21 protein-coding genes are annotated in these 21,962 nt (G+C 63.3%); 8 read left to right on the forward strand and 13 right to left on the reverse strand.

Features of this window, described 5'->3' with window-relative positions:
- Nucleotides 1-243: 243 nt before the first annotated feature.
- A complete protein-coding gene (locus tag VGD45_RS28895) occupies nt 244-447 on the forward strand; it encodes a hypothetical protein (protein WP_331158868.1) in 204 nt (67 codons plus the stop codon).
- Between the two features lie 9 nt (nt 448-456).
- Here the strand turns inward: VGD45_RS28895 and VGD45_RS28900 are convergent, their stop codons facing one another.
- The 6 genes from VGD45_RS28900 to VGD45_RS28925 all read right to left on the reverse strand — a co-directional run bounded on the left by VGD45_RS28900 (nt 457) and on the right by VGD45_RS28925 (nt 7,078).
- On the reverse strand, nt 457-1,422 hold the full coding sequence (locus tag VGD45_RS28900) for an FAD binding domain-containing protein (RefSeq protein WP_331158869.1): 966 nt from the start codon (nt 1,420-1,422) through the stop codon (nt 457-459).
- Nucleotides 1,419-3,803 (reverse strand): xanthine dehydrogenase family protein molybdopterin-binding subunit, encoded by a 2,385-nt coding sequence (locus tag VGD45_RS28905; protein ID WP_331158870.1) that lies wholly within the window; start codon nt 3,801-3,803, stop codon nt 1,419-1,421. Before VGD45_RS28905 ends, VGD45_RS28900 begins: the two co-directional genes overlap by 4 nt.
- Complete coding sequence (locus tag VGD45_RS28910) at nt 3,800-4,345, reverse strand: (2Fe-2S)-binding protein (protein ID WP_331158871.1); 546 nt, start codon at nt 4,343-4,345, stop codon at nt 3,800-3,802. The genes VGD45_RS28905 and VGD45_RS28910 overlap by 4 nt, the downstream gene beginning before the upstream one ends.
- A gap of 119 nt (nt 4,346-4,464) precedes the next feature.
- A complete protein-coding gene (locus tag VGD45_RS28915) occupies nt 4,465-5,874 on the reverse strand; it encodes a TolC family outer membrane protein (RefSeq protein WP_331158872.1) in 1,410 nt (469 codons plus the stop codon).
- A gap of 189 nt (nt 5,875-6,063) precedes the next feature.
- Nucleotides 6,064-6,405: a rhodanese-like domain-containing protein gene (locus tag VGD45_RS28920; RefSeq protein ID WP_331158873.1), complete on the reverse strand. Its 342-nt coding sequence runs from the start codon at nt 6,403-6,405 to the stop codon at nt 6,064-6,066.
- Nucleotides 6,406-6,427: 22 nt separating this feature from the next.
- Complete coding sequence (locus tag VGD45_RS28925) at nt 6,428-7,078, reverse strand: protein-L-isoaspartate O-methyltransferase (protein WP_331158874.1); 651 nt, start codon at nt 7,076-7,078, stop codon at nt 6,428-6,430.
- A 441-nt stretch (nt 7,079-7,519) separates the two neighbouring features.
- Here VGD45_RS28925 and VGD45_RS28930 point away from each other — a divergent pair, with 441 nt between their 5' ends.
- Entirely contained in the window at nt 7,520-9,829 is a 2,310-nt protein-coding gene (locus VGD45_RS28930; RefSeq protein WP_331158875.1) for an EAL domain-containing protein, read from the forward strand.
- Here the strand turns inward: VGD45_RS28930 and VGD45_RS28935 are convergent.
- The 3 genes from VGD45_RS28935 to VGD45_RS28945 all read right to left on the reverse strand — a co-directional run bounded on the left by VGD45_RS28935 (nt 9,826) and on the right by VGD45_RS28945 (nt 13,856).
- Nucleotides 9,826-10,236: a YbaN family protein gene (locus VGD45_RS28935; protein WP_331158876.1), complete on the reverse strand. Its 411-nt coding sequence runs from the start codon at nt 10,234-10,236 to the stop codon at nt 9,826-9,828. The two genes, VGD45_RS28930 and VGD45_RS28935, sit on opposite strands and share 4 nt — an antisense overlap.
- Nucleotides 10,237-10,314: 78 nt before the next feature.
- Nucleotides 10,315-12,360, reverse strand: a complete 2,046-nt coding sequence (locus VGD45_RS28940; protein WP_331158877.1) for a sodium-translocating pyrophosphatase — start codon at nt 12,358-12,360, stop codon at nt 10,315-10,317.
- A 182-nt stretch (nt 12,361-12,542) separates the two neighbouring features.
- Complete coding sequence (locus tag VGD45_RS28945) at nt 12,543-13,856, reverse strand: 6-phosphofructokinase (RefSeq protein WP_331158878.1); 1,314 nt, start codon at nt 13,854-13,856, stop codon at nt 12,543-12,545.
- Nucleotides 13,857-13,953: 97 nt separating this feature from the next.
- Between VGD45_RS28945 and VGD45_RS28950 the strand changes: the two genes are divergently transcribed.
- On the forward strand, nt 13,954-14,934 hold the full coding sequence (locus VGD45_RS28950) for an adenylate kinase (RefSeq protein WP_331158879.1): 981 nt from the start codon (nt 13,954-13,956) through the stop codon (nt 14,932-14,934).
- Between the two features lie 59 nt (nt 14,935-14,993).
- On the opposite strand, the gene VGD45_RS28955 is transcribed toward VGD45_RS28950, so the two are convergent.
- The 3 genes from VGD45_RS28955 to rnd all read right to left on the reverse strand — a co-directional run bounded on the left by VGD45_RS28955 (nt 14,994) and on the right by rnd (nt 16,758).
- Nucleotides 14,994-15,347 (reverse strand): DUF5615 family PIN-like protein, encoded by a 354-nt coding sequence (locus VGD45_RS28955; protein WP_331158880.1) that lies wholly within the window; start codon nt 15,345-15,347, stop codon nt 14,994-14,996.
- Nucleotides 15,344-15,574 carry a DUF433 domain-containing protein gene (locus VGD45_RS28960; RefSeq protein WP_331158881.1) on the reverse strand — a complete coding sequence of 77 codons (231 nt, stop codon included), beginning with the start codon at nt 15,572-15,574 and terminating at the stop codon, nt 15,344-15,346. The genes VGD45_RS28955 and VGD45_RS28960 overlap by 4 nt, the downstream gene beginning before the upstream one ends.
- A 74-nt stretch (nt 15,575-15,648) precedes the next feature.
- Nucleotides 15,649-16,758: a ribonuclease D gene (gene rnd / locus VGD45_RS28965; protein ID WP_331158882.1), complete on the reverse strand. Its 1,110-nt coding sequence runs from the start codon at nt 16,756-16,758 to the stop codon at nt 15,649-15,651.
- A 75-nt stretch (nt 16,759-16,833) separates the two neighbouring features.
- Between rnd and VGD45_RS28970 the strand changes: the two genes are divergently transcribed.
- From VGD45_RS28970 to VGD45_RS28980, 3 genes are read left to right on the forward strand one after another with little or no spacing between them, the layout of a single operon-like run.
- Entirely contained in the window at nt 16,834-17,349 is a 516-nt protein-coding gene (locus VGD45_RS28970; protein ID WP_331158883.1) for a hypothetical protein, read from the forward strand.
- 8 nt (nt 17,350-17,357) lie between these two features.
- Complete coding sequence (mpl, locus tag VGD45_RS28975; RefSeq protein ID WP_331158884.1) at nt 17,358-18,728, forward strand: UDP-N-acetylmuramate:L-alanyl-gamma-D-glutamyl-meso-diaminopimelate ligase; 1,371 nt, start codon at nt 17,358-17,360, stop codon at nt 18,726-18,728.
- A gap of 17 nt (nt 18,729-18,745) precedes the next feature.
- Nucleotides 18,746-19,327, forward strand: coding sequence for an LON peptidase substrate-binding domain-containing protein (locus VGD45_RS28980; protein ID WP_331158885.1), 582 nt, complete (start codon nt 18,746-18,748; stop codon nt 19,325-19,327).
- Nucleotides 19,328-19,489: 162 nt separating this feature from the next.
- Here VGD45_RS28980 and VGD45_RS28985 read toward each other — a convergent pair whose 3' ends face one another.
- Nucleotides 19,490-20,374 carry a CPBP family intramembrane glutamic endopeptidase gene (locus VGD45_RS28985; protein ID WP_331158886.1) on the reverse strand — a complete coding sequence of 295 codons (885 nt, stop codon included), beginning with the start codon at nt 20,372-20,374 and terminating at the stop codon, nt 19,490-19,492.
- A gap of 179 nt (nt 20,375-20,553) precedes the next feature.
- Between VGD45_RS28985 and VGD45_RS28990 the strand changes: the two genes are divergently transcribed.
- The gene (locus VGD45_RS28990; RefSeq protein WP_331158887.1) at nt 20,554-20,964 is read left to right on the forward strand and encodes a hypothetical protein; all 411 of its coding nucleotides are present in this window, start codon (nt 20,554-20,556) and stop codon (nt 20,962-20,964) included.
- 61 nt (nt 20,965-21,025) lie between these two features.
- On the forward strand, nt 21,026-21,943 hold the full coding sequence (locus VGD45_RS28995) for a galactosyltransferase-related protein (protein WP_331158888.1): 918 nt from the start codon (nt 21,026-21,028) through the stop codon (nt 21,941-21,943).
- Nucleotides 21,944-21,962: the final 19 nt, after the last annotated feature.

Consider the following 21,962-nt stretch of genomic DNA (forward strand, 5'->3'; position numbering starts at 1 on the left):
GGGTCCCATCCCTGGGCGCACTTTGCCGAAAAGGTCCCTCTTTCTCGACAATGCCGGGAGGAGAGACGGCACCTCAGACGACGCTGAAAGGTCGGATGAACGCTCCCGAAGAGAGCATCGTGCAGGTCGCTGTTCTCCCGGTTGCTGTTCTCTTCCGCTGCCAAACTCCGTGCAACCTTTCAAAGCATTGTCACGTCTCAAGCAACGAGAGCGCCAATTCATGTGGCGTTGAAGGAGAGGGCAATGTCGTTCGTGCTGGTCGTGATCGCCTGGTGTCTGTTGTTTGTGGTCGCCTGGCCTCTGGCGCTGCTTGCCATTTTCTTGCTGCCGCTGTTGTGGCTGCTGGCGCTGCCATTCCGCGCGCTGGGAGTGGTGGTCGAAGCGCTGTTTGCGTTCATTAAGGCTGTGTTGTTCCTGCCGGCGCGACTGCTCGGTCACCGCGGATGAAGCAATGAGTCAGCGGGCGGCGAGGATCGTTCGTTTGACGACTGCTCGAAGCACATCGACCTTATAGGCGTTCTTGGCGAGCGGAGTCGCCGCTTGGACGGCAGCGGCGGCGGCTTCGATGGCGGATTGTTCGTCGATCTCGCGGCCCACCAATATCTCTTCAGCATCGACGGCGCGACGGGGAGTGGGCGCGACCCACCCGAGGACGATCTTCGCGTTCGCCACCACAGCGCCATTCATTTGGAGCACGACGGCAACGTCACAGATAGGCCAGTCGTAACTGTCACGCTCGGTCTGCTTGTGATACGCGCAGCGAGTGTTCGCCTGAATCGCCGGGACACGAACGTCAGTCAGAATCTCACCATCGGCAATCAGAGTGTCTCTGTCGCGCTCCATTGCAGGTGGCAGCAGAAAATCCTTCAGCAGAACAGTCCGCGACGAGCCGTGACCTAACGTCAGATGCACACTCGCGTCATAAGCGAGCAGGGGCGTCGCGAGTGTCGACGCATGCACCATGACAGTCTGCTGATTGTCGAAGATGGCATGGTGTTGATGTTCGCTGTGGTCCGCCTTCGCGACCTGGTGGAAGTGTTCGTTACGGAAATACCAACAGCGTGGCCGTTGTAACAAGTTGCCGCCGATGGTGGCGGCATTCCTTACCTGGGGCGTGGCCGCATGACCCGCCGCCTCGGCCAAGGCGCGATAGTGAGATCGGAGGCCGGCGTCCCGCTCGATCCGCGCCAGTGTCACCAACGCGCCGAGCTGCATTCCAGACCTATCGAGCTGGATATCATCAAGCGACCGAATCGACTTGAGATTGACGACGCGCGAGGGCTGGACGATGCCTTCTTTCATGAGGTCGAGCAGGTCCATGCCGCCCGCTTTCGCAACCACCGGTTCACGCGCCGAAGTGGCGGCCAGCAACGCGGCTGCCTGCTCGACTGACTTCGCATCCACCCACTCGAAGCTTTTCATGGCTGCTCCGAACGCAGCGCCGCGAGCACGTTCGCGGGTGTCATCGGCAGCGTATAGATCCGCTTGCCGGTCGCGTTGAAGAACGCGTTGGCGATCGCGGCAGCGGTGGCGACGTTGGCGGGCTCGGCCACGCCGCGAGCGTCGGTAGATGATTGCCGGCCGAGCAGCTCGATGACGTGTACTTCGATTTGCGGCGTCTCGCGCGAACCGACCATCTTGTACTGATCGATGTTCGCATTGAGTTGCACGCCAGTCGCCGCGTCGAGGCGACGATCTTCGTAGAGCGCGTAACTCACGCCCTGGATCACGCCGCCGAGAATCTGACTTTCCACCAGCTTGGGATTGATGGGCCGCCCGCAATCGTGCACGGCCAGCACGCGCTCGACCTTGACCACGCCCGTTTCAGTATCGACGCTGACCTCAGCGAACTGCACGCCGCCAATGGCATGCGGACTGATGTGAAGATCGCCGGCCTTGTGTGCGTAACCTTCATAGTCGTCGCGACGGTCGGCGCGATGAACCAGTGACTCGACCCCAGCTCGCCGCAGCGCCTCGGCAAACCCGAGCGAAACGGCCGGATCGTCACGTTTCTCGATCCGGCCGCCACGAAACACCAACTCCTCGCCCTTCGCACTCAGCAAGGGCGCGACTCGATTCGCAATGTCACGAGCGGCTGCATAGGCGGCATTGCGAGCCGCAGGTGTGAGCGAGCTGGTGACGCGACTGCCGCCCGACGGCGGACCTGGCGGAAAGCGCGTGTCACCGACATGAACATCGATTGCTTCGGGCTGGAGGCCCAGTTCTTCAGCGACGACCTGCGCAAAGACGGTTCGCGTCCCGGTGCCGATGTCCTGCGTGCCACAGAATGCATCGACGGCGCCGTCGCCAGAGATGCGCACCTCGCAGGTGGTGTAACCATTCACGATGTACGGCCACATCGACTGCGCCATGCCCATGCCACGTTTGATCGGCCCAGAATCGCTGCCGGGCGCGCTCCGCCGCGACCAGCCAAACTTCTCCGCGCCAATGCGACGCTCCGCCGCACGAGCGCGAACGTCATCGGCGTCACGCGTATCGATCTTGTTCCGTAGCGCCACGGGATCCATCTGAAGGCGCGCCGCCACGGCGTCGATGGCCTGCTCGAAGGCGAATATTCCTTGAGTCTGACCTGGGCCGCGGAACGCCGCGCAGGGACCAGCGTTGGTGAAGACATCGTAGTGCTCGATGCTCACGTTCGGGCAGGGATACATGTTGTGATGACACGATCCCACGCCAGCGCCCGCCGCAACGCCGCCACTACCGAAGCTGTGCAGCTCGATAGCCGTCAACGTACCGTCGCGTTTGGCGCCGATCTTCAGGCGCTGCAAGCTGCTGGGCCGATTGCCCACCGAAACGTGCTCCTCGCGTCGATCGAGCACCAAGCGCACGGGCGCGCCGGCTTTGCGCGACAGATGAATGGCCAAAGTGCCGTAGTTGCCGACGCCGTATTTGGCCCCGAAGCCACCGCCGGTGTAGTCGCTGATGACGCGAATTTTCTCTTGGGGCAGCTCGAAAATTTCAGCAGCTTCTTCTCGAACGCTGAAGACGTGCTGTGTCGAAGCGTAGAGCGTCAGCTCATCGTCACGCCAGTCCGCAACGATTCCGTGCGCTTCGAGTGGCGTGTGAGTTTGAACCTGCGTTCGATACTCGCCCTCGACGACGACGTCGGCGTCGCGAAAGCCGCGCCCGATGTCACCATGCGAGCCACTCTTGCTCGGTCCGCGTAGATTTCCTTTCTGCGGCAGCCCGCGAGGCGCGCCACCGCCGCCAGCACTCGATGCTTGCTCGGTTGGGCCGGGAAACACGGCGGGAGCATTCGTCTGCATCGCCTGGTCCAATTCCGTGACATGCGGAAGGGGCTCGTATTCGATGCGGATCAACTGGGCGGCCGCTTCAGCGGCGCGAGCCGAGATCGCCGCGACGGCTGCGATCGGTTGACCGGTAAAACGAATGACAGGGTAGGGCTCATTTGCTTCTGCGCCTGGATCGCGTAGTTGTGCTGCCATCGTTAGCCGTTCCAGCACGTGCACGGCGCGCACACCCGGATACCTTTCAACAAGCGATGTGTCGATCGACTTGATCCGTGCATGCGGCACGGTGCTGTTGATAGCTCGTGCGTAGAGCATCCCGGGGAGTTGCACGTCGAACGTGTAACGCGCGCGGCCAGTCACTTTGTCCAACGCATCCATGCGCGGCACGTCTTTGCCGACGACATGGAGCTCGGCGTTCGTCGGCCACGCCGGCGGATCCGTGCCGGGCATTTTACGAGTCACCGGAGTCATCGTCTCGCCGACGATGCCGGCCTGCAGACTGCGCTGCTCGAATGAACCAGTGTTACTCATTTCGATCCGCCACTCTCGTCGGCGCGCGCCTCCGCCGCGGCAGCCAGCGTCGCTTTGAAAATGTTGGGATACGTCCCGCAGCGACACAGATGACCGGAAATCGCCGCCTTGACGTCGTCGAGCGTGCAATCGGGATTTTTGTTCACCAGATGCGCGCAGCTCATCACCATGCCCGGCGTGCAAAAACCGCACTGAAGCGCGTCGTGCTCGATGAAGGCCCGCTGCACCGAATGCAGCTGTCCGTCAGGAGCGAGCCCTTCGATGGTGGTGATGCTGTGCGCGCGCGCGTCGAATGCGAGCGTCATGCAGCTCGCTGCGACTTCACCGTCGATCCAGACCGTGCAGGCCGAGCACGCGCCACGGTCGCAGCCGATTTTCGTCCCGGTCAAGCCGAGCGCGTCGCGCAGAAATTCGACCAGCGTGGTTGCTGGATCGGCGAGCGCGGTGCAGACCTTGCCGTTGACGAGCAATGACAAAGGTCGCGGCTCGGGGCCGATCGAATCGGAACTGTCCGCGAGTGGATGATGAGTGGCTACGCTCATGGGAGCCTCCGTCGAAGCAGTTCCTTCGGCGCAGGTCCCTTGCTGCCCACGGGTGGGCCGTTGCTAGAGGAGAAGCAACGCACCGACGCCGGATGAGTTCCGGCGTCGGCAGGGCGGAATCAGCGGGTGATGTTTCGTTCGCGCAGGTAAGTGTTGATCTCTTCCAGATCCGCGCGATCGAGCGTGCCGGTGGCCAGTTGCAGCGCCAATACGTTCAAGATGTAGTCGTATCGGCTGCGCAAGTAGTTGGTTTGCGCCTCGAACAATTGACGACGGGCATCGAGCACGTCGACGGTCGTACGCGTTCCGACTTCGAAACCAGCTTCGGTGGCCTGCAAGGCCGTCTGGCTGGATTCCAGCGCCTGTCGGAGCGCGCGCACGCGTGAGATTTCGCTCAACACGCCGAGGTACGAGTCGCGAGCGAGGCGCTCGGTCTCGCGGTTGGCCCGTTCCAGACGCTCACGCGCCGCCCGGTGCAGATAGACCTGCTGGCGCACGCGGGAGGAGGTGCCGCCGCCGGAATAGATCGGCACCGTCACTTGCAAGGAGATGCTGTCCGACCGGCCGTCCGCATCGGCTGGAACGTTGAGCGGCGGTGTTCCCGGATTGGTCACCGTGCGAGTGCCGCTATCTTCCGATCCCGCGTGGGTTGCGACGATGTCCAGCGACGGCAGGTGACCCGCGCGGGCCACACGCACGTCCTGCTTGGCGATGTCGGTCGCCAGGCGCGCGGAAATCACTTGCAGATTCTGGTCGAGCGCGGTCGTGACCCATTGATCCTCGCTCGCCGGGTCCGGGGACTTCAGCGGCAGGTCGTCTACCGGCGCGGCCAGCTGGTCGAACGATTCTCCCGTCAACTCACGCAGCAACTCGCGAGCTGTCGCGAGTGTGCGCTTGGCCTGAATCAGCGCGGCCGCGGCCTGATCGTGGGCGGCACGCGCTTCTTGAACGTCCGTGATGGCGATCAGTCCGACTTCGAAGCGCTTTTCTGCCTGCTCCAGCTGACGGGCGAACGCATCCAGCGATGCCTGCGCGGCGTCGACCGTGTCTTGCGCGGCGAGCACATCGAAATATCGAATCGAGGTGCGCTGAATCAGGTCCTGCTGAGCGAACTGATAATCCGCTTCGGCCTGCGCGACTTCCGCGTCGGCGCGTTTCAGAGTCATCCACTGGTCCCAGCGGAACACAGGCTGGCGCAGCTGCACCTGGTAGGCGAGCGTCTCGGTGTCGTTCTCGGTGTCGCGGTTGATGAACGTGGTCACCCCACTTTCGTCGGTATCGGCGAACAGGCTCGAGCCGTCGGATTTGAATTTTTCCGCTGAACCGCTCGCATCGACCTGCGGCAACAACGAGGCCAACGCCTGCGGCTTGGACTCGCGGCTCGCCAGACGCAGAGCATCCGCTTCGCGGATCTGCGGATCGTTCTGCAAGGCGCGTTGATAAACGGTGATCAGGTCGGCGGCGTCGGCCGCGGCCGAGGCGAGAATCAGACTGCAAGCGGCGACGATGAGCGGAGCGCGTACTTTCATCTTGTTCGTTCCAGTCCCAGGTTCGTTCGCCGAATGATGACACGCTGGCGAATTAATTTATGAGGCGGCGGCGTGGCATGAATAAGCTTTAACCATCCATGCCACAGACTCTTCCTTCCACCGTCGTCCGTGTCATCCCCGGGCAGCCCACGTTCAGGTCGTGAGCGCGGTGGCGCTCACTTAGACGCATCAGTAGGTCGGAATGGTTGCATCCACTTCGCGCGACCACGCGAGGATGCCGCCCGCGACGTTGACCGTGCGAAAGCCGTTTTGTTGCAGAAACTTTGCGACTTCCAGGCTACGCCGGCCTGAACGGCATAACACCGCCACTTCCTTGCCGCGGTCGAGCTCGCCGATGCGGTCGGCGACTTCGCCCATGGGAATGTGCACGACCGGCTGATCGGCGGGCACGCTGGCCACGCCGAGCTCCCAAGCCTCGCGCACGTCGAGCAGGGTCAAGTCATCGCCACGCTGGCGGCGGGCAACGAATTCGGAGGGGGTGATCTCGGCGATCGGTTGCGGAGTGCTCATGATGGCGTGCTCGTGAAGAAGGTCAGAACACGAACTCGGACGGCCGCGGCGCGTTCACCAGCGGCGCGATCACCGTTTCGAACAGGCTCTCGCGCTGCCATTCACGTTCACCGACGCGCGTGACTTTCCACGCTTCCATGACCGGCGCCTGGCCGACCACTACGAACAAACGGCCGCCGATGCGCAGCGCCTGTTGGAAACGCTCGTCATAGAGCGGCAGCGAGCCGGTCACGGCGATCACGTCGTAGGCCGACTGCTCGGTGAGCTGCATGCCATCGGCCACTTCGACCGACACGTTGTTGACGGCGGCGGCAAACAGGTTGCGCTGGGCGAGCTCGGCCAGCTCTGGAAAGATTTCCAAGGAACGCACGCGCGCCGAGAGCCGGCCCAGGCAGGCGCTCAGATAACCGCTGCCCGCGCCCACTTCCAGCGCGATATCGCCGGGATTCGGGACGAGGGCCTGCAGGATGCGCCCCTGGATCTTGGCGGGCAGCATCACCTGGCCGCGCGCCAGCGGGATAGCTGCATCGGCGAAGGCGACCTCGCCATACGGGGCGGGGGCGAACTGCTCGCGCCGGATCTGGCGCATGGTGGACAGGACCCGCTCGTCGAACACGTCCCAGGCATGCACCTGCTGTTCGATCATCTGCTCGCGAGCCAACTCGATATTCATAGGCAATTTTCGTAGACAAATCAGGCCTGATCCGGGGCAGCGCCCACCCCGAAAATGGGGTGCTGGCAGCCCCGCCCGCCGGGCCGTTTGCAGCCGCGAAAACCAAGGCGCGGCGCGGGCGGCGGCAAGGGTACGGGCTTTAATTACGTCGCACAAGAAGCGGTCAGGGAGGTGGGTAGCACGCGTCGTTGCATAGCGACTGGCGCCTGCTGGGAACCCTGAAGCGCGCTTCAGGGCCACATTCAGGCCAATATTCCACGACTTGCGACGTACAATATGGTCAATCCCCCCGGCAGATGTTCCACCGTTCGCTATGCTCTGTTCCGGAAATCTAGGCACTGGTGCGCAGTTTCGATGCGCGCTTGCATCTAGCCGAACCGGCGGGCTCCAGCATGCGCTGGCCTGCTCAATCAGGGGATCGAAGGACAAGAGCGTTTCAATGTGAGTGCCCTGTTGGGGACTTTGACTATTTCTCTCGCCGTCGCAGTGCTGCTGCTGCTCGGCTTCATCCTCTGGCGGGAGCGCCGGAGCTCGGCCTTGAGCCGCGCCGCCGGACAACTGGAGGGCATCGTGCGCTCGGGCAAATTCGCCGAGCGTATCCGCGTCACCGGCCCGGCTTCCGAGTTCGCCGAGAGCGCCAATCGGCTGCTCGAGCAGATGGCGATGAAAGAACTGATGATCGGTGAGCGCGAGCGATCGCTGGTCGGTTTGCTGGGCGGCCTGCATGAAGCCGTGGCCGTGCATCGCGAGCACATCGTGTTCGCCAACGAGCGTTTCGCCGCGCTGACTGGCACCACTGCCGCCGAGCATCTCACCGGCAAGAAGATCGCGGAACTGCTGCATCCCGACTACACCGAGCTGGTCACCGAACATTTGCGCCGTTCGCTGGCCGGCGAACCGGGCCTCGATCGTCTCGAAGTGGAGCTGCATCCGGATGGGCAGGGCGGCACCGCGCGTGCCGAGTTGTCTGCGGTGCGCATCGACTATTCGGGCGGCCCGGCGTTGTTGTTGACGCTGATCGAAATGGGGCCGCGCTCCGTCCCCGTGCCGGCGGCCGCTCGTGGCCGGCCGACTGCGTGGGAAACACTCGATTCGCTGGGCGAAGGCATCATCACTACCGACGTGAGCGGCCGTATCGATTACGTGAATCAGGCCGGCGAGCAGTTGATGGGCGTCACCGCCGTCGACGCGCTCGGCAAGAGCATCACCGACATCATTCAATTGCTCGACGAAGGCGACCGGCGTTCGCTCGGCGATCCGGTGCGGCATTGCCTGGCGACGCAATCCAAGGTCACGGCGGGCCGCCGCGGCTTGATGATTTCGCGTAACGGCAACGAAGAGCGGTCGGTGGAGCTCACCGTGACGCCGCTGAAAGGACAGAAGGGCGATCTGGTCGGCACCGTCGTCGTGGTGCGCGACGTGAGCGAGCTGCGGGGCATCACCAAGCAGATGTCGTATCAGGCGAGCCACGATGCGCTCACCGGCCTGGTGAATCGTCGCGAGTTCGAGCGTCGGCTCGAAGAATCCCTGCAGACGGCGCACACCAACGAAGCCAAGCACGTGCTGTGCTATCTGGACCTCGATCGCTTCAAGGCCGTGAACGACACCTGCGGTCACATGGCTGGCGACGGCATGCTGCGCGAGGTCGCGGCGCTGATCAAAGAAACGGTGCGCGATTCGGACACTGTCGGTCGTCTCGGCGGCGACGAGTTCGGTCTGTTGCTGGTGGGCTGTCCGCTCGATAAGGCGCGCCAGATCGCCGACGACGTGGTCCGCAAGATCAGCGACTACCGCTTCGTCTGGAAAGACAAGATTTTCAACATCGGTATCAGCGTCGGCTTGATCGAGATCTCGCGCGAGAGCGGTGCGCCCGACGAAGTGATGAGCGCGGCCGACTCGGCCTGCTACGTGGCCAAGAAGCAGGGCAATCACGTGCACGTTTATTCGGCGCGCGATGAAGCCGTCGCGCGTCATCGTGGCGAGATTCAGTGGCTGCAACGTTTGCAGTCGGCGCTCAAGGACAATCGTTTCGAGCTGATGGCGCAGCCCATCATCGCGTCGTCGGCCACCGAGACCGGTCCGGCGCTGGAAGTGCTACTGCGCTTACAGGATGACAGCGTGCCTGGCGGCATCTCGCCGGCGGAGTTCCTGCGAGCCGCTGAGCGCTATCGCTTGATGGGGGATGTCGATCGTTGGGTGGTGCAGACTGCGTTGACGGCGCTCGGCCGTGGCGGCATCCGCCTGCCTTCGAGCCGCAGCCTCGCCATCAATCTTTCGGGTCAGACGCTCGGCGATCCGCAGTTCCTGGAGTTCGTGGTCGACGTGCTCGATCGCACCGGCGTGTCGCCGAATCAGCTGTGTTTCGAAGTCACCGAGAACTCGGTGATCACCAACATCGAGCACGCGCAGCGGTTCATCGGCGTGTTGCACGGCATGGGCTGTCAGTTCGCGCTGGACGATTTCGGGCGCGGCTTGTCCTCGTTCGGCAACTTGAAGAACCTGTCGCTGGATTATCTGAAGATCGACGGCACCTTCATTCGCAACCTCGCGGTGGACTCGGTGAACCAGGCGATGGTCGCCGCCATGATCAAGCTGGCGCGCACGCTGAACTTCCAGGTGATCGCCGAGCAGGTCGAAGACGCCGGCGCGCTGGACGCGGCGAAAAAGATGGGCGTCGATTTCCTGCAGGGCTTCTATCTCGGCCGGCCGCAGCCGCTGGCTCGCGTCGTGCCGGCGCGGAGCATCGGCTAAGAGGTCTTACGTGGCGGCTCGGGCCGTCGCCACAGCCACATCAGCACTATCGCCATCAGCAATGTGATGATTTCCGCCAGCCATCGATGTGAGCTGGTGTAGAACAGGACGACCGCGGAGAGGGTCATCACCACCGTCGCAGTGATCTTCGCTCGCCGGCTGACTGCGCCTCGCTCGCGCCAGTCCCTGATCATCGGGCCGAAGTGGCTGTGACTTTCCAGCCAGGCATGAAATCGCGGCGAGCTGCGCGCCGCCGCCCAACCCGCCATCAGAATGAATACGGTCGTCGGCAGGCCCGGAATGAAGATCCCGACGATCCCTAGCGCCACGCACAGCACCGCGAATATCAGCAGCAGATAACGCGCTGCCGCGGGCAGGGGGCGAGCGGGTTTCCGGGTGTCGTCCATACGGACGGAGTTTGCCAGGACCGAAACAAAAAGGGCGCAGCGGAGCTGCGCCCTTCGTCTGTCCAGCTGTGGCTGGCTTTACAGCAACGGCACCAACAGCAGCGCCACGATGTTGATGATCTTGATCAGCGGATTGATGGCCGGACCGGCGGTGTCCTTGTACGGATCGCCGACCGTGTCACCCGTGACCGCCGCCTTGTGCGTGTCCGAGCCTTTGCCGCCGAAGTTGCCTTCTTCGATGTACTTCTTGGCGTTGTCCCAGGCGCCGCCGCCCGTGCACATGGAGATAGCGACGAACAGGCCCGTCACGATCGTGCCGATCAGCAGGCCGCCCAGCGCGCGAATGCCCGCGCCCGGGCCCATCAGGAAGTTCATGCCGAAGGCCACGAGCACCGGCACCAGGATCGGCAGCAGCGACGGCACGATCATTTCTTTGATCGCGGCGCGTGTGAGCATGTCCACCGCCTTGGAGTAGTCCGGCTTGGCCGTGCCTTCCATGATGCCCTTGATCTCCGAGAACTGACGGCGCACTTCCACGACCACCGAGCCTGCTGCGCGACCGACAGCTTCCATCGCCATGGCGCCGAACAGATAGGGCACGAGGCCGCCGATGAACAAGCCGATGATCACGGCCGGATCCGACAGCGAGAACGCTTGCAGCTTGCCGCTGGCTTCGAGGTTGTGTGTGTAGTCCGCGAACAGCACCAGCGCCGCGAGACCGGCGGAGCCGATCGCGTAACCTTTGGTGACCGCCTTGGTCGTGTTGCCCACGGCGTCGAGCGCATCGGTGATCTTGCGAACGTCTTTCGGCAGACCCGACATCTCGGCGATGCCGCCGCCGTTGTCGGTGATGGGGCCATACGCGTCGAGCGCAACGATCATGCCGGCCATCGACAGCATCGCGGTGGCCGCGATGGCGATGCCGTACAAATCAGCGATGTGATAGGCGCCCCAGATCGCCGCACACACCGCGAGCACCGGCAGCGCGGTCGACTTCATCGACACGGCGAGACCCGCGATCACGTTCGTGCCATGACCTGTCTGCGAGGCAGCGGCAACGTAACGCACCGGAGAGAATTCCGTGGCGGTGTAGAACTCGGTGATCCAGATCAACGCTGCTGTGAGCACGAGCCCGATGACCGCGCAGGCGAACAAGTCCGTGGCGGCTTCGCCCATGACCATGTGGGTCACGAACCAGAACGCGATCAGCGCCAGCACGCCGGAGACGGCGGTGCCGCGGTAGAGCGCGTTCATGATCTTGCCGCCGTCGCGCGCCTTCACGAAGTACGAGCCGACGATGGACGCCACGATTGAAACAGCGCCGAGCATCAACGGATAGATGATGTAGCGGATGTCGAGACCGCCGTCGGCCGCTTGGAACATCAAGCCGCCGAGCACCATCGTGGCGACCACGGTCACCGCGTATGTTTCGAACAAGTCAGCCGCCATGCCGGCGCAGTCGCCGACGTTGTCGCCGACGTTGTCGGCGATCACCGCGGGATTGCGCGGATCGTCTTCGGGAATGCCGGCTTCGACCTTGCCGACCAGGTCGGCGCCCACGTCGGCGCCTTTGGTGAAGATGCCGCCGCCGAGGCGCGCGAAGATGGAGATGAGCGAGCCGCCGAAGGCCAGACCGATCAGCGAATGCAACGCGTGCTCGTCACCGATCATGCCGCGCATGAGAGTGAAATAACCCGCGACACCGATCATGCCGAGACCCACCACCAGCATGCCGGTGATGGCGCCGCCTCGGAAGGCGACTTGCAGAGCAGGATTGAGTCCGACGCTGGCGGCCTGCGCGGTACGCACGTTGGCGCGCACCGAAACGTTCATGCCGATGTATCCAGCCAGACCGGAGAGGATGGCGCCGACCGCGAAGCCGCCCGCCGTCGCCCAGTCCAACGCCAGGCCGAGCACGATCAACAGCACGACGCCGACGAGCGCAATGGTGGAGTACTGACGATTCAGATATGCCTTGGCGCCGGCCTGGATCGCCGCGGCGATCTCCTGCATGCGCTCGTTGCCTGCGGGCTGCTTGTTGATCCAACCGACCGAAATTACGCCATACAGCACGGCCAGAACACCGGCGCCGATCGCGAGCCAAAGCGCGATATCTGTGGACATCAACTTCCTCCCCCTTGCGGGTCATCGTTGTGGACCGAATTTTTACAGCAGGCAGATCGTCAGTAAGTCAGTTCCAATCCAGTCAGGGGCGCGCTCGGTGCACGGACATAGAACGTCCGTACAAAAAGCGCGCAAATAACAAAATGTACACAACTATTTAAGAGCGCAAAAAACGCGCCGGACTATAGCACAAAGGGGGTGTCGAGCTTTTTCTTCACCGGTGCGTTCTTGAGCGTTACGTACTGCGGCAGTCCGTCGCGATAGGGCGGGTAATCCTCGCCGCGGATCAGCGGGCTCAGGTAACGGCGGCCCTTGGTCGTGATGTGGAAGCCATCCTCGGTGATGTAATCACGCGGCAGCATCTTCTCCTGATTGGCCACCTTGTCGAGCGGCGCCATGCCGATCTTCCAGCGATACGGGTTCTGCGAAGCGCGCACGATGGTCGGCATCACCGAGTTGTGTCCCTTGAGCGCCAGCTCCACCGCGGCCTTGCCGAGCGCGTACGCCTGCTCGACGTCCACTTTCGACGCGATGTGACGCGCGGCGCGCTGCAGGTAGTCGGCGACTGCCCAGTGATATTTGTAATTCAGCTTGGACTTCACCAGCTGCGCGATCACCGGCGCGACGCCGCCGAGCTGCGTATGACCGAAGGCGTCCCGCAGGCCGGCATCGGACAGGAACTTGCCGTCCGCCGTCTTGACGCCTTCCGACACGACGATGGCGCAGTAGCCGTACTTCTCGACGCATTCCTTCACGCGCGCGCAGAACTTCTCTTCGTCGAACGTGATCTCGGGGAACAGGATGATGTGAGGAGCGTCGCCTTCTTGCTCCGCGGCCAGGCCGCCGGCGGCCGCGATCCAGCCTGCATGGCGGCCCATGACTTCCATGATGAACACTTTGGTGGACGTCTTGGCCATCGAGGCCACGTCGAATCCCGCCTCGCGGATCGACACGGCGACATATTTCGCCACCGAGCCGAAGCCGGGGCAGCAGTCGGTGATGGGCAGGTCGTTATCCACGGTCTTGGGCACGTGAATGGCCTGAATGGGATAGCCGAGCTTGTCGGCCAATTGCGAAACCTTCAGGCAGGTGTCGGCCGAGTCGCCGCCGCCGTTGTAGAAGAAGTAGCCGATGTCGTGCGCCTTGAACACGTCGATCAGGCGCTGGTACTGGGCCGGGTTGTCCTCGAACTTTTTCAGTTTGTAACGCGCCGAGCCGAACGCGCCGGACGGCGTATGGCGCAGGGCGCGGATCGCGGCGGCGGACTCCTTGCTGGTGTCGATCAGATCTTCTGTCAAGGCGCCGACGATGCCGTGGCGGCCGGCGTAAACCTTGCCGATGCGCTTGTCGTTGGCGCGGCAGGCTTCGATGACGCCCGCGGCCGAGGCGTTGATGACGGCGGTCACGCCGCCGGACTGGGCGTAGAAGGCGTTGCGGGGGGCCGGGCGGCCATTCTTTTTCGAAGCGGGCTTCTTCGGCGCAGTCTTTTTCGGCATGGTTCGACCTGTGCAATGTGACCGTGGCCGCGAAGGATAGCGCTCGAACCTCGCTTTCTGTACCCTCCCCGGCTCTTATGGGAGGTCGGATTCAAAAATGATGCGGATCGTATTGCTGGGGGCGCCCGGTTCGGGCAAAGGGACACAGGCGCAGCGCCTGATGACCAAATACGGCGTGCCTCAGGTGTCCTCCGGCGATCTGCTGCGCGACGCCGTGGCGCGCGGCACCGAGCTTGGCAAACAAGCCAAGTCGGTCATGGACGCCGGTCAGCTGGTGTCCGACGACATCGTGCTCGGACTGATCCGCGAACGCCTGGGCCGCCCCGACGCCGCCAACGGTTTCATCCTCGACGGCTTTCCCCGCAACAGCGAGCAGGCGAATTCGCTGAACACGCTGCTGGAGGAAATCGGCCAGCCGCTGGACGCGGTGCTGCTGCTGGACGTGCGCAACGAAACGTTGATGCAACGCCTTGCCGGCCGCCGCATCTGCCCGAAGTGCGGCACGGTGTATAACGTGCACACGCTGCCGGAAGGCGTGACCACCTGCGAGAAGGACGGCACCGAGCTGCATCAACGGCCCGACGACAAGGAAGAAGTCATCGGCAAGCGCCTCGCGGTGTATGACCAGCAGACCAAGCCGCTGATCGAGCACTATTCCAAGCTCGGCCTGCTGCGCAAGGTCGCCGGCGAGGGCGAGCTCGAAGAAGTCTCCGAACGCATGGAAGCCGCGGCGCTTTCGAAGCCCGTGCCGGCGTCCAAAGTGAAAGTGACGAAGTCGTCGCCGAAATCCGCCCCGAAGTCCGCCAAGACCGCGTCCAAGTCGGCCGCGGCCAAATCGGCCAAGCCGGCCGCGAAACAGGGCGCCGTGAAGAAGGCCGGCAAAAAGGCGGCCGCGAAGTCCAAGGCGAAGCCCGCCGCGAAGTCTTCCGCCAAGAGCAAAGCCGCCGGCAAGAAGTCGCCCGCCGGCAAGAGCAAGGCCGCCAAGAAAGCGCCTGTCAAAACCAAGTCGGCGAAGAAATCTTCCAAGCGCCCAGCCGCGAAGAAGCCCGCTGGCCGCAAGGCTCGCGCGAAGAAATAACGTTGTCTTCAAGTGGCGCGTGGTTCCCACGCGCCATGTTTCATCTCGATCGCAACGAGTTAGCCGTGTATGCGAATGCGGCGTTCCTCGACGATCCAAAGCATCCCAGCCACAGGCTCCCGAGGCACCAACTCCAACATGCGTCGACAGGCGGCGTCGACCGTCGCATGGGCTTGGTTACTCAGGCGCAGGACGACGATTCCGGCGAACTGAGCCGGTGGGTAGGCGAGAATGTTGGAAAAGTCGAGGTCGAGCGTGACGAGCACTCGATTCTCGCGCCGGCACACATCGATGTCGCGTTCGTCCGGCTGACCGCCGAGAGCCTGCTGAACGACAGAATGTGCTTCATGTCCCGCGGCGGCGAACACTGCGGACAGTGACGGCGAAAGGTTTTCGTCTAATTTGAATTTCACGCCGCGCTGGTCAGCACCACGCGTTCACGCGCCAGTTCCGCCGCATAAGCCATCACGGCAGTCACGTCTTCACGCCGAAGGGTTGGGTACAGTTGAACGATCTCGTCCGGAGATTGGCCGGCCGCAAGGTTATCCAGCACCACGGAAGCCATGATGCGCGTGCCCTTTATGCAAGCCTTGCCATGACAGATGGACGGATCGATGGTGATGTGCGTTCGCCATTCCATGCAGCCAGTATCGGCACGCTGCTTGGAAGGTCAAGTGTTACATTAACCCATTGATCCGGAAGGTCACGTGTTCGCTAGGTTGCGTCTTGCAGCTTGGCGATCAGGCGATCGCCGATGACGTCCTTGCGCCAGCCCGAGCTCAGGCGATCAGTACGGCGAGAGAACACGAGTTGTTCCACGTCGCGGCGGGTGGCAAGCAGTTCGGGGCTGACCTTCAACTCTTCCGCTGTGGTCCGAGTGATGTTCATCAGCTTGGTCACCAGAGCGAGCTGTTGAGGGTCAGGGCGAGGAGGGATGGACATGGCCGGCTCGCTGTCCCCTTGTTCACGACCCTTGGTCACAAGCGCGAGCAGTTCTTCGCCGCGACGGCGCACCACCCCTCCGGGCAGCGTGCGAACATTTTCCAAGTCCTGGGTGCTGCCCGGCAGCCGTTCGGCGATCTCGCGCAAGGCGTCGTCGGCGAGGATCCAGCCGCGCGGCTTGTCGTGTTTGATCGCGGTTTCCTCGCGCCAGTGCGCGAGTAATTTTGCCGTGGCTCGCTGATCGGGCCGGAGCCGGTCCAAGCCTTTCAATCGTTTCCACGCGGCTTCGGGCTCGGTGCGATGGAGCGACGGATGCTCCAACTCGCGTGTCTCTTCGAACAGCCACTGCGTGCGGCCGGCTTCTTCGAGCGCATCGCGCAGGTTCAGATACAACGGCACCAGATAGCGCACGTCGTCTTCAGCGTACTGCAATTGTTCCGGGCTCAGCGGCCGGCGCGACCAGTCAGTGCGCGTGTGACCTTTTTCAAGCTGCTGCCCGAGGCGCGCAGCCACCAACGCGCCATAGCCGATCTGCGCAGGCTGGCCGAGCAACGCCGCGGCGATCTGGGTATCGAAGATCGGCCCGTTGAGCACGCCGCTCATGGCCACGGACAGCACTTCCAGATCCTGGCGCGCGGCGTGCAAGACTTTGGTCCGGGCGCGGTCATTCAGGAAATTCCACAGAGGCTGCAGATCCGGCAGCGCCAGCGGATCGATCAGCGTGCAATGAGCCGGCGTCGCGATCTGCACCAGGCACAGCTTGGGAAAGTATGTGCTCTCGCGCATGAACTCGGTGTCCAGCGCGACGAAATCGGCGTCCGTGAGCCGGTCGAGCGCATGTAGAAGTTCAGCGGACGTAGTGACTGGTTGGATGGCTTGCATGGGCGGGCGTGTACAATTGGTTGCATTATAGGGGAGTCGCTGGCGGCGCTTGCCGGCGCAACACGCGTTTCGCTCATGGTCATTTTGCGATTTCTGCAAAGCTTCCTCGATATCGCGCTCTGGCGGAAGGGACCGCAGGACCTGCCGGCTTCGACGCTGCTCGCGACACTGGCGCTGATCGCCTACATGGCCACGGGCTTCGTGCGCATGCGGCTGTTCGCGCTGGATCAGTCCACCGCGCTGCTGTTCATCTGCGTGGATGTACTGATGCTGGGCGGCTGGCTGTGGGCCGTGCTGGCCTTCTTCGGTCGCCGGCAGCGCTTCGTGCAGACCATCACAGCCACGCTCGGCGTGGGCCTGCTGGTGCTGCTGCTCGATGTGACATTGCGCTCGGCGCAGCTCGCTCTGGGTTGGAGCGACCAGGTGACGATGAATTGGCTGATGGCGCGTTTCCTGATCACCGCGCTGGTGCTCGGGCGCATTTTCATGCTGGCGCTGGATCGTGGCCTGATCACGGGCATCGCGCTCACCGTGGCCATTATTTATTCCACTCAGGCGGTCGTGCAGTTCATGCTCGACCTTCGCGGCTAAAGGCAACAATGCACGTTCACATTCTTGGCGTTTGCGGCACCTTCATGGGCGGCATCGCGGCGCTCGCGCGCGCCTCGGGCCATCGCGTCACGGGCTCGGATCAAAGCGTTTATCCGCCCATGTCGGAGCAGCTGCGCGAGCTGGGCATCGAGATCATCGAAGGCTACGGCCCCGAGCAGCTGAAGTTGAAGCCGGACATCGTCGTGGTCGGCAACGTCATGAGCCGCGGCAATCCGCTGATCGAGGCGCTGCTGGAAAGCGATATTCCCTACACGTCCGGTCCGGAGTGGCTGGCGCGTCACGTGCTCCACAAGCGCTGGACCCTCGCGGTGGCCGGCACGCACGGCAAGACCACGACCTCCAGCATTCTGACCTGGCTGCTCGAATACGGCGGGCTCGATCCGGGCTTCCTGATCGGCGGCGTGCCGGGCAATTTCAACGTGACCGCGCGCATCGGCGGCGGTCAGCACTTCGTGGTGGAGGCGGACGAATACGACACCGCGTTCTTCGACAAGCGCGCCAAGTTCGTCCATTACCGCCCGCGCACCGCGATTCTCAACAATCTCGAGCACGACCACGCCGATATCTATCCCGACGTGGCGTCCATCCAATGGCAGTTCCACCAGCTGATGCGCATGGTGCCGCGGCACGGATTGGTCGTCGCCAACGCGGGCGACGCCAATGTGATGCACGTGATCGACATGGGTTGCTGGACGCCCGTCGAGCGCTTCGCGAGCGGCATGCACGGCGACACGGCCTGGTACACGCTCGCACCCACGGGCGGCGACTACAGCAACTTCTCCATCATGCAGGGTAACGATGTGATGGGCGAGGTGAGCTGGTCGATGGTGGGGCGACACAACGCTGAGAACGCGCTTGCCGCGATTCTCGCTGCGCGCGGCGCGGGCGTGTCCATCGAGACTTCGATCGCCGCTTTGAAGGAATTCCAGGGCGTGCGCCGGCGCATGGAAGTGCGCGGTGTGGTCAATGGCATCACGGTCTATGACGATTTTGCGCACCACCCCACGGCGGTGGCCACCACCATCGACGGTCTGCGAAGGAAGATCGGATCGTCGCGGCTGATCGCGGTGCTGGAGCCTCGGTCGAACACGATGAAGCTGGGCACGCATGCGGCGGCCCTGGCGGGCGCCTTGTCGCAGGCCGACCATGTCTGGATGTATCAGGGCCCGAATGTCACTTGGGATGTGGCGGGCTCGGTCGCGGCCTTGGGCAAGCGGGCGCAGACAGTGCGCGATCTGGATGAACTGATTAGCGCGCTCGACCGTTCATTGGTAAGCGGCGATCACGTACTTATCATGTCCAATGGCGGCTTCGGCGGCATTCACGGAAAATTGCTCGACCGGCTGCGCAAGCGTTAGTCACGCAAGGAGGACTCATGTCGGTGGTCCTGCCTTTGTTTCCGCTCAACACGGTGCTGTTCCCGGGCGGTCCCTTGCGTCTGCGCATTTTCGAGCCGCGTTATCTCGACATGGTGAGTCGCTGCATGCGCGAGAGCAGCAACTTCGGCGTCGCGCTCATTACCGAGGGGCGCGAAGCTGGGGGCGCCGCACGCACCACGTCAATCGGCACGACTGCACGAATCGTGGATTTCGAGCGCCTCGACGACGGCCTGCTTGGCATCACGGCGCGAGGTGAGCAGCGATTCAGCATCCTCGAAGTGAAAACGCAGAGCGATGGCTTGAACATCGCCGATGTGAGCTTGCTGCCGCCCGAACCGGCCATGGAAATCCCCGAAGACCTCGGCATTCTCGCCGAGTTGCTGAAACAGGCGTTCGTCCAGGTGGGCGCGGCCTACGGCGACGAGCCGCCCATGTACGAGAACGCCAGCTGGGTGGGGATGCGGCTCGCGGAGATTCTGCCGCTGCCCATGCAGGAGAAACAGCAGTGTCTGGAAATGGATAATGCCGTGGAGCGGTTACGTTTGTTACGTGAGCGTTTGGATATTCGGCAGGCATGATAAGAATGAAGACGTCGGTGGCCTGCGTCGCCTAGGGGGTCCTAGGTCCTCCCGGCACCGCGCACCCGCCTCCGCCACGCTATCGCGTGTCGGCCCGCTCGTACGTCCATGTAGCTGCTGCTCCGACCAACTTCCCTGTTGGATCGAAGCTGCCGGGAGAACCTAGGACCCCCTAGGCGACGCCGACAGCTTGTTGGTGAAAAGAACGAATGCGGCGGCGATCACGGTGAACCACACGAGCGCTGCCCACCCGATGACGCCGTCGTAAGAGCCTACCAGCACCGCATACTCAGCCTCAGGATTCACACGCGTTGCTGCACGCAAAACAGCGATGAATGCGACGCCGGCGGCATGCAGGCCGATGCAGCCGGCGATGGCGCCAGTGCGCAGGCGGACGAGCGCGAACAGGACGCCCAGCATGGCGAGGGCCACGAATGAGTCGGCGAACGTCAGCGGCTGCACGTAGCGCTCGAACAGCTTGCTCAGCACTTCGAAGCCGTGAACCCACGACACATCTTCCGGCGGCACACGAAGTTTGCCGCCGAGGAAGTGCAAAGAGGCGTACAGCAGGCTGGGAGCAATCACCGCTGCCGCCGCGCCGGACGTGCGTGACACGGCGGTAAAGAGTACGCCGCGAAAAAATGTTTCTTCGATGAAGGCGACCGTAACGCCGGTGAGCAAGCCGCCGGCGATGAGACCGAGCCACGCGCCGTCGAAGCCTGGCTTCACTTCGCGGATGTCGAGTCCGAGCAGCAGGGCCGTGAGTGGAAACATCAGGCCCACGCCGCACACGAACCCGATGCCGATTTGTCTCAGGAAATCGCGCCGGGGCAGCCCGTAGCCGAGCGCTTCCTTGTTGGACAGTCCGAGACGGCGCGTCAGCACCACCAGTCCTATCAGAGCCAGCAGCATGGCGATGCGATGCATGACGCGGTGGACCGGCTCGATGGAAACGAGGCTGACCAGCCACCAGGCCGGATACGTGAGCACGGCCGCGACGAGCAGCGAGCCCGCCAACAGCGCGACGAATAGAGCGAAGGCGCGCACGTCAAACTCCGAACAACAGATTGCGCGCCGAAAGCAGCGGCATTTCTCGACGAATCGCCAGATATGCAGCGATTTTGCGCAGGGCCGGCGCGCCTACACTGGCGCCAGCCTCGAGGGCACGCGCCGCGAGGCGGATTGAAATCACATTCATCGAGAGCAGTTTTCTGGAGAACGACATCATGGATGACAACAAGGCTCTGGCCATCGTGTCCGCGCTGGCGAACGGCGTCAACCCACAGACGGGCGAGATGTTCGAGATCGACTCGCCGTATCAGTCGGTCGACGTGATCCGCGCATTGTATGTGGCCGTCCGCGCGCTGGAGATGACTGCGCGCACAAGGGCTCGGGCCAACCGTGGGCGGATGCCCGCCAACGCCGGCAAGCCATGGAGCGAACAGGAAGATCGCGAGCTGCTGGAAAAGTTCGACGCCGGCCGATCGGTGCCGGAGCTGGCCCAGGCTCACGACAGGACGATGGCCGGCATCCAGGCGCGGCTGGAACGGCACGGCCGCTTGCAAGGCCAAGGGTTGCAGTGGCGCGGACGCGCTTCACAGCCCGAAGCGGAGGCCGATCGGTCCGGCGGCGCATGATTGCTATAATGTGAACGAAGCGCAGCGAGCTTGAGGCTGCCCGGTTCTGCAGGAGTGAGACTTGTCCGTTACGTATCCGTTCGCCCAGCGGGAAGCGAGGCGAGGCTGGCGTTGGCTGAACCGCTGGTGGCCCAGCGCGCGCCTGGGTACAGACCCATTACAGCAGCTGCGTGTCGACGGACGTTATGTTCCGGTGAGCATCGCAAACTGGAAGCTCATTCGGCCCATGGCGCGCCGTCTGCTCGGTTCGCGCATCGCGCGGCCGCTGACATTCGCCGCCGATTGCCGCCTCACGGTGGTCATTCCGTATCGGGATCGCGAATATCATCTGCGTCAGCTCATGCCGGTGCTGCTGGCGAAGCTGCAGGAGCAGCAGCTGAATTATCGCGTGCTGGTGGTGGAGCAGGAGAGCGGCGGCAAGTTCAACCGCGGCCGCCTGCTGAACGCCGGGATGCATTACGCCGCCGAAGCGAGCGACTATTACTGTCTGCACGACGTCGACGCCGTGCCCATCGTCGCGAACTACGCCTGTCCGTCGCAGCCGTTGCGGCTGGTGAACAAGCTCATCGGCTCGCAGAGCAAGAGCCAGCACACCGATTATTACTTCTCCGGCGCCGTTTCGGTCCGCAAGGAGCAGGCGCAGGCCGCGAACGGCTATTCCAACGAATACTGGGGCTGGGGCAAGGAAGACGACGATTTTTTCTTCCGCCTGCTGCTGGCCGAGTTGCTGTGCTACTACGACCTGGAAGGCACGTATGAGGATTTACCCAATCCGCCTCACCAGCAGGTACAACGTCGCTCACTGTGGTCGCCCGCGCACCTCCGGCGCAATCGTCAGCGGCGCAGCCTGTTGCTGCGAGGGCTGCTGGATCCGGCCGAAGATGGTCTGAATACCCTGCGTTATGACGTGATCGAGCGCAGCGGCTCGGCCGACTACGGCCCGGCATTCGAAAAAATCCGGGTACGGTTTCGCGACTGATTGCCGGGCCCGGCCGCGT

It is taken from the genome of Steroidobacter sp. (genome assembly GCF_036402275.1).
Lineage (GTDB): Bacteria > Pseudomonadota > Gammaproteobacteria > Steroidobacterales > Steroidobacteraceae > Steroidobacter.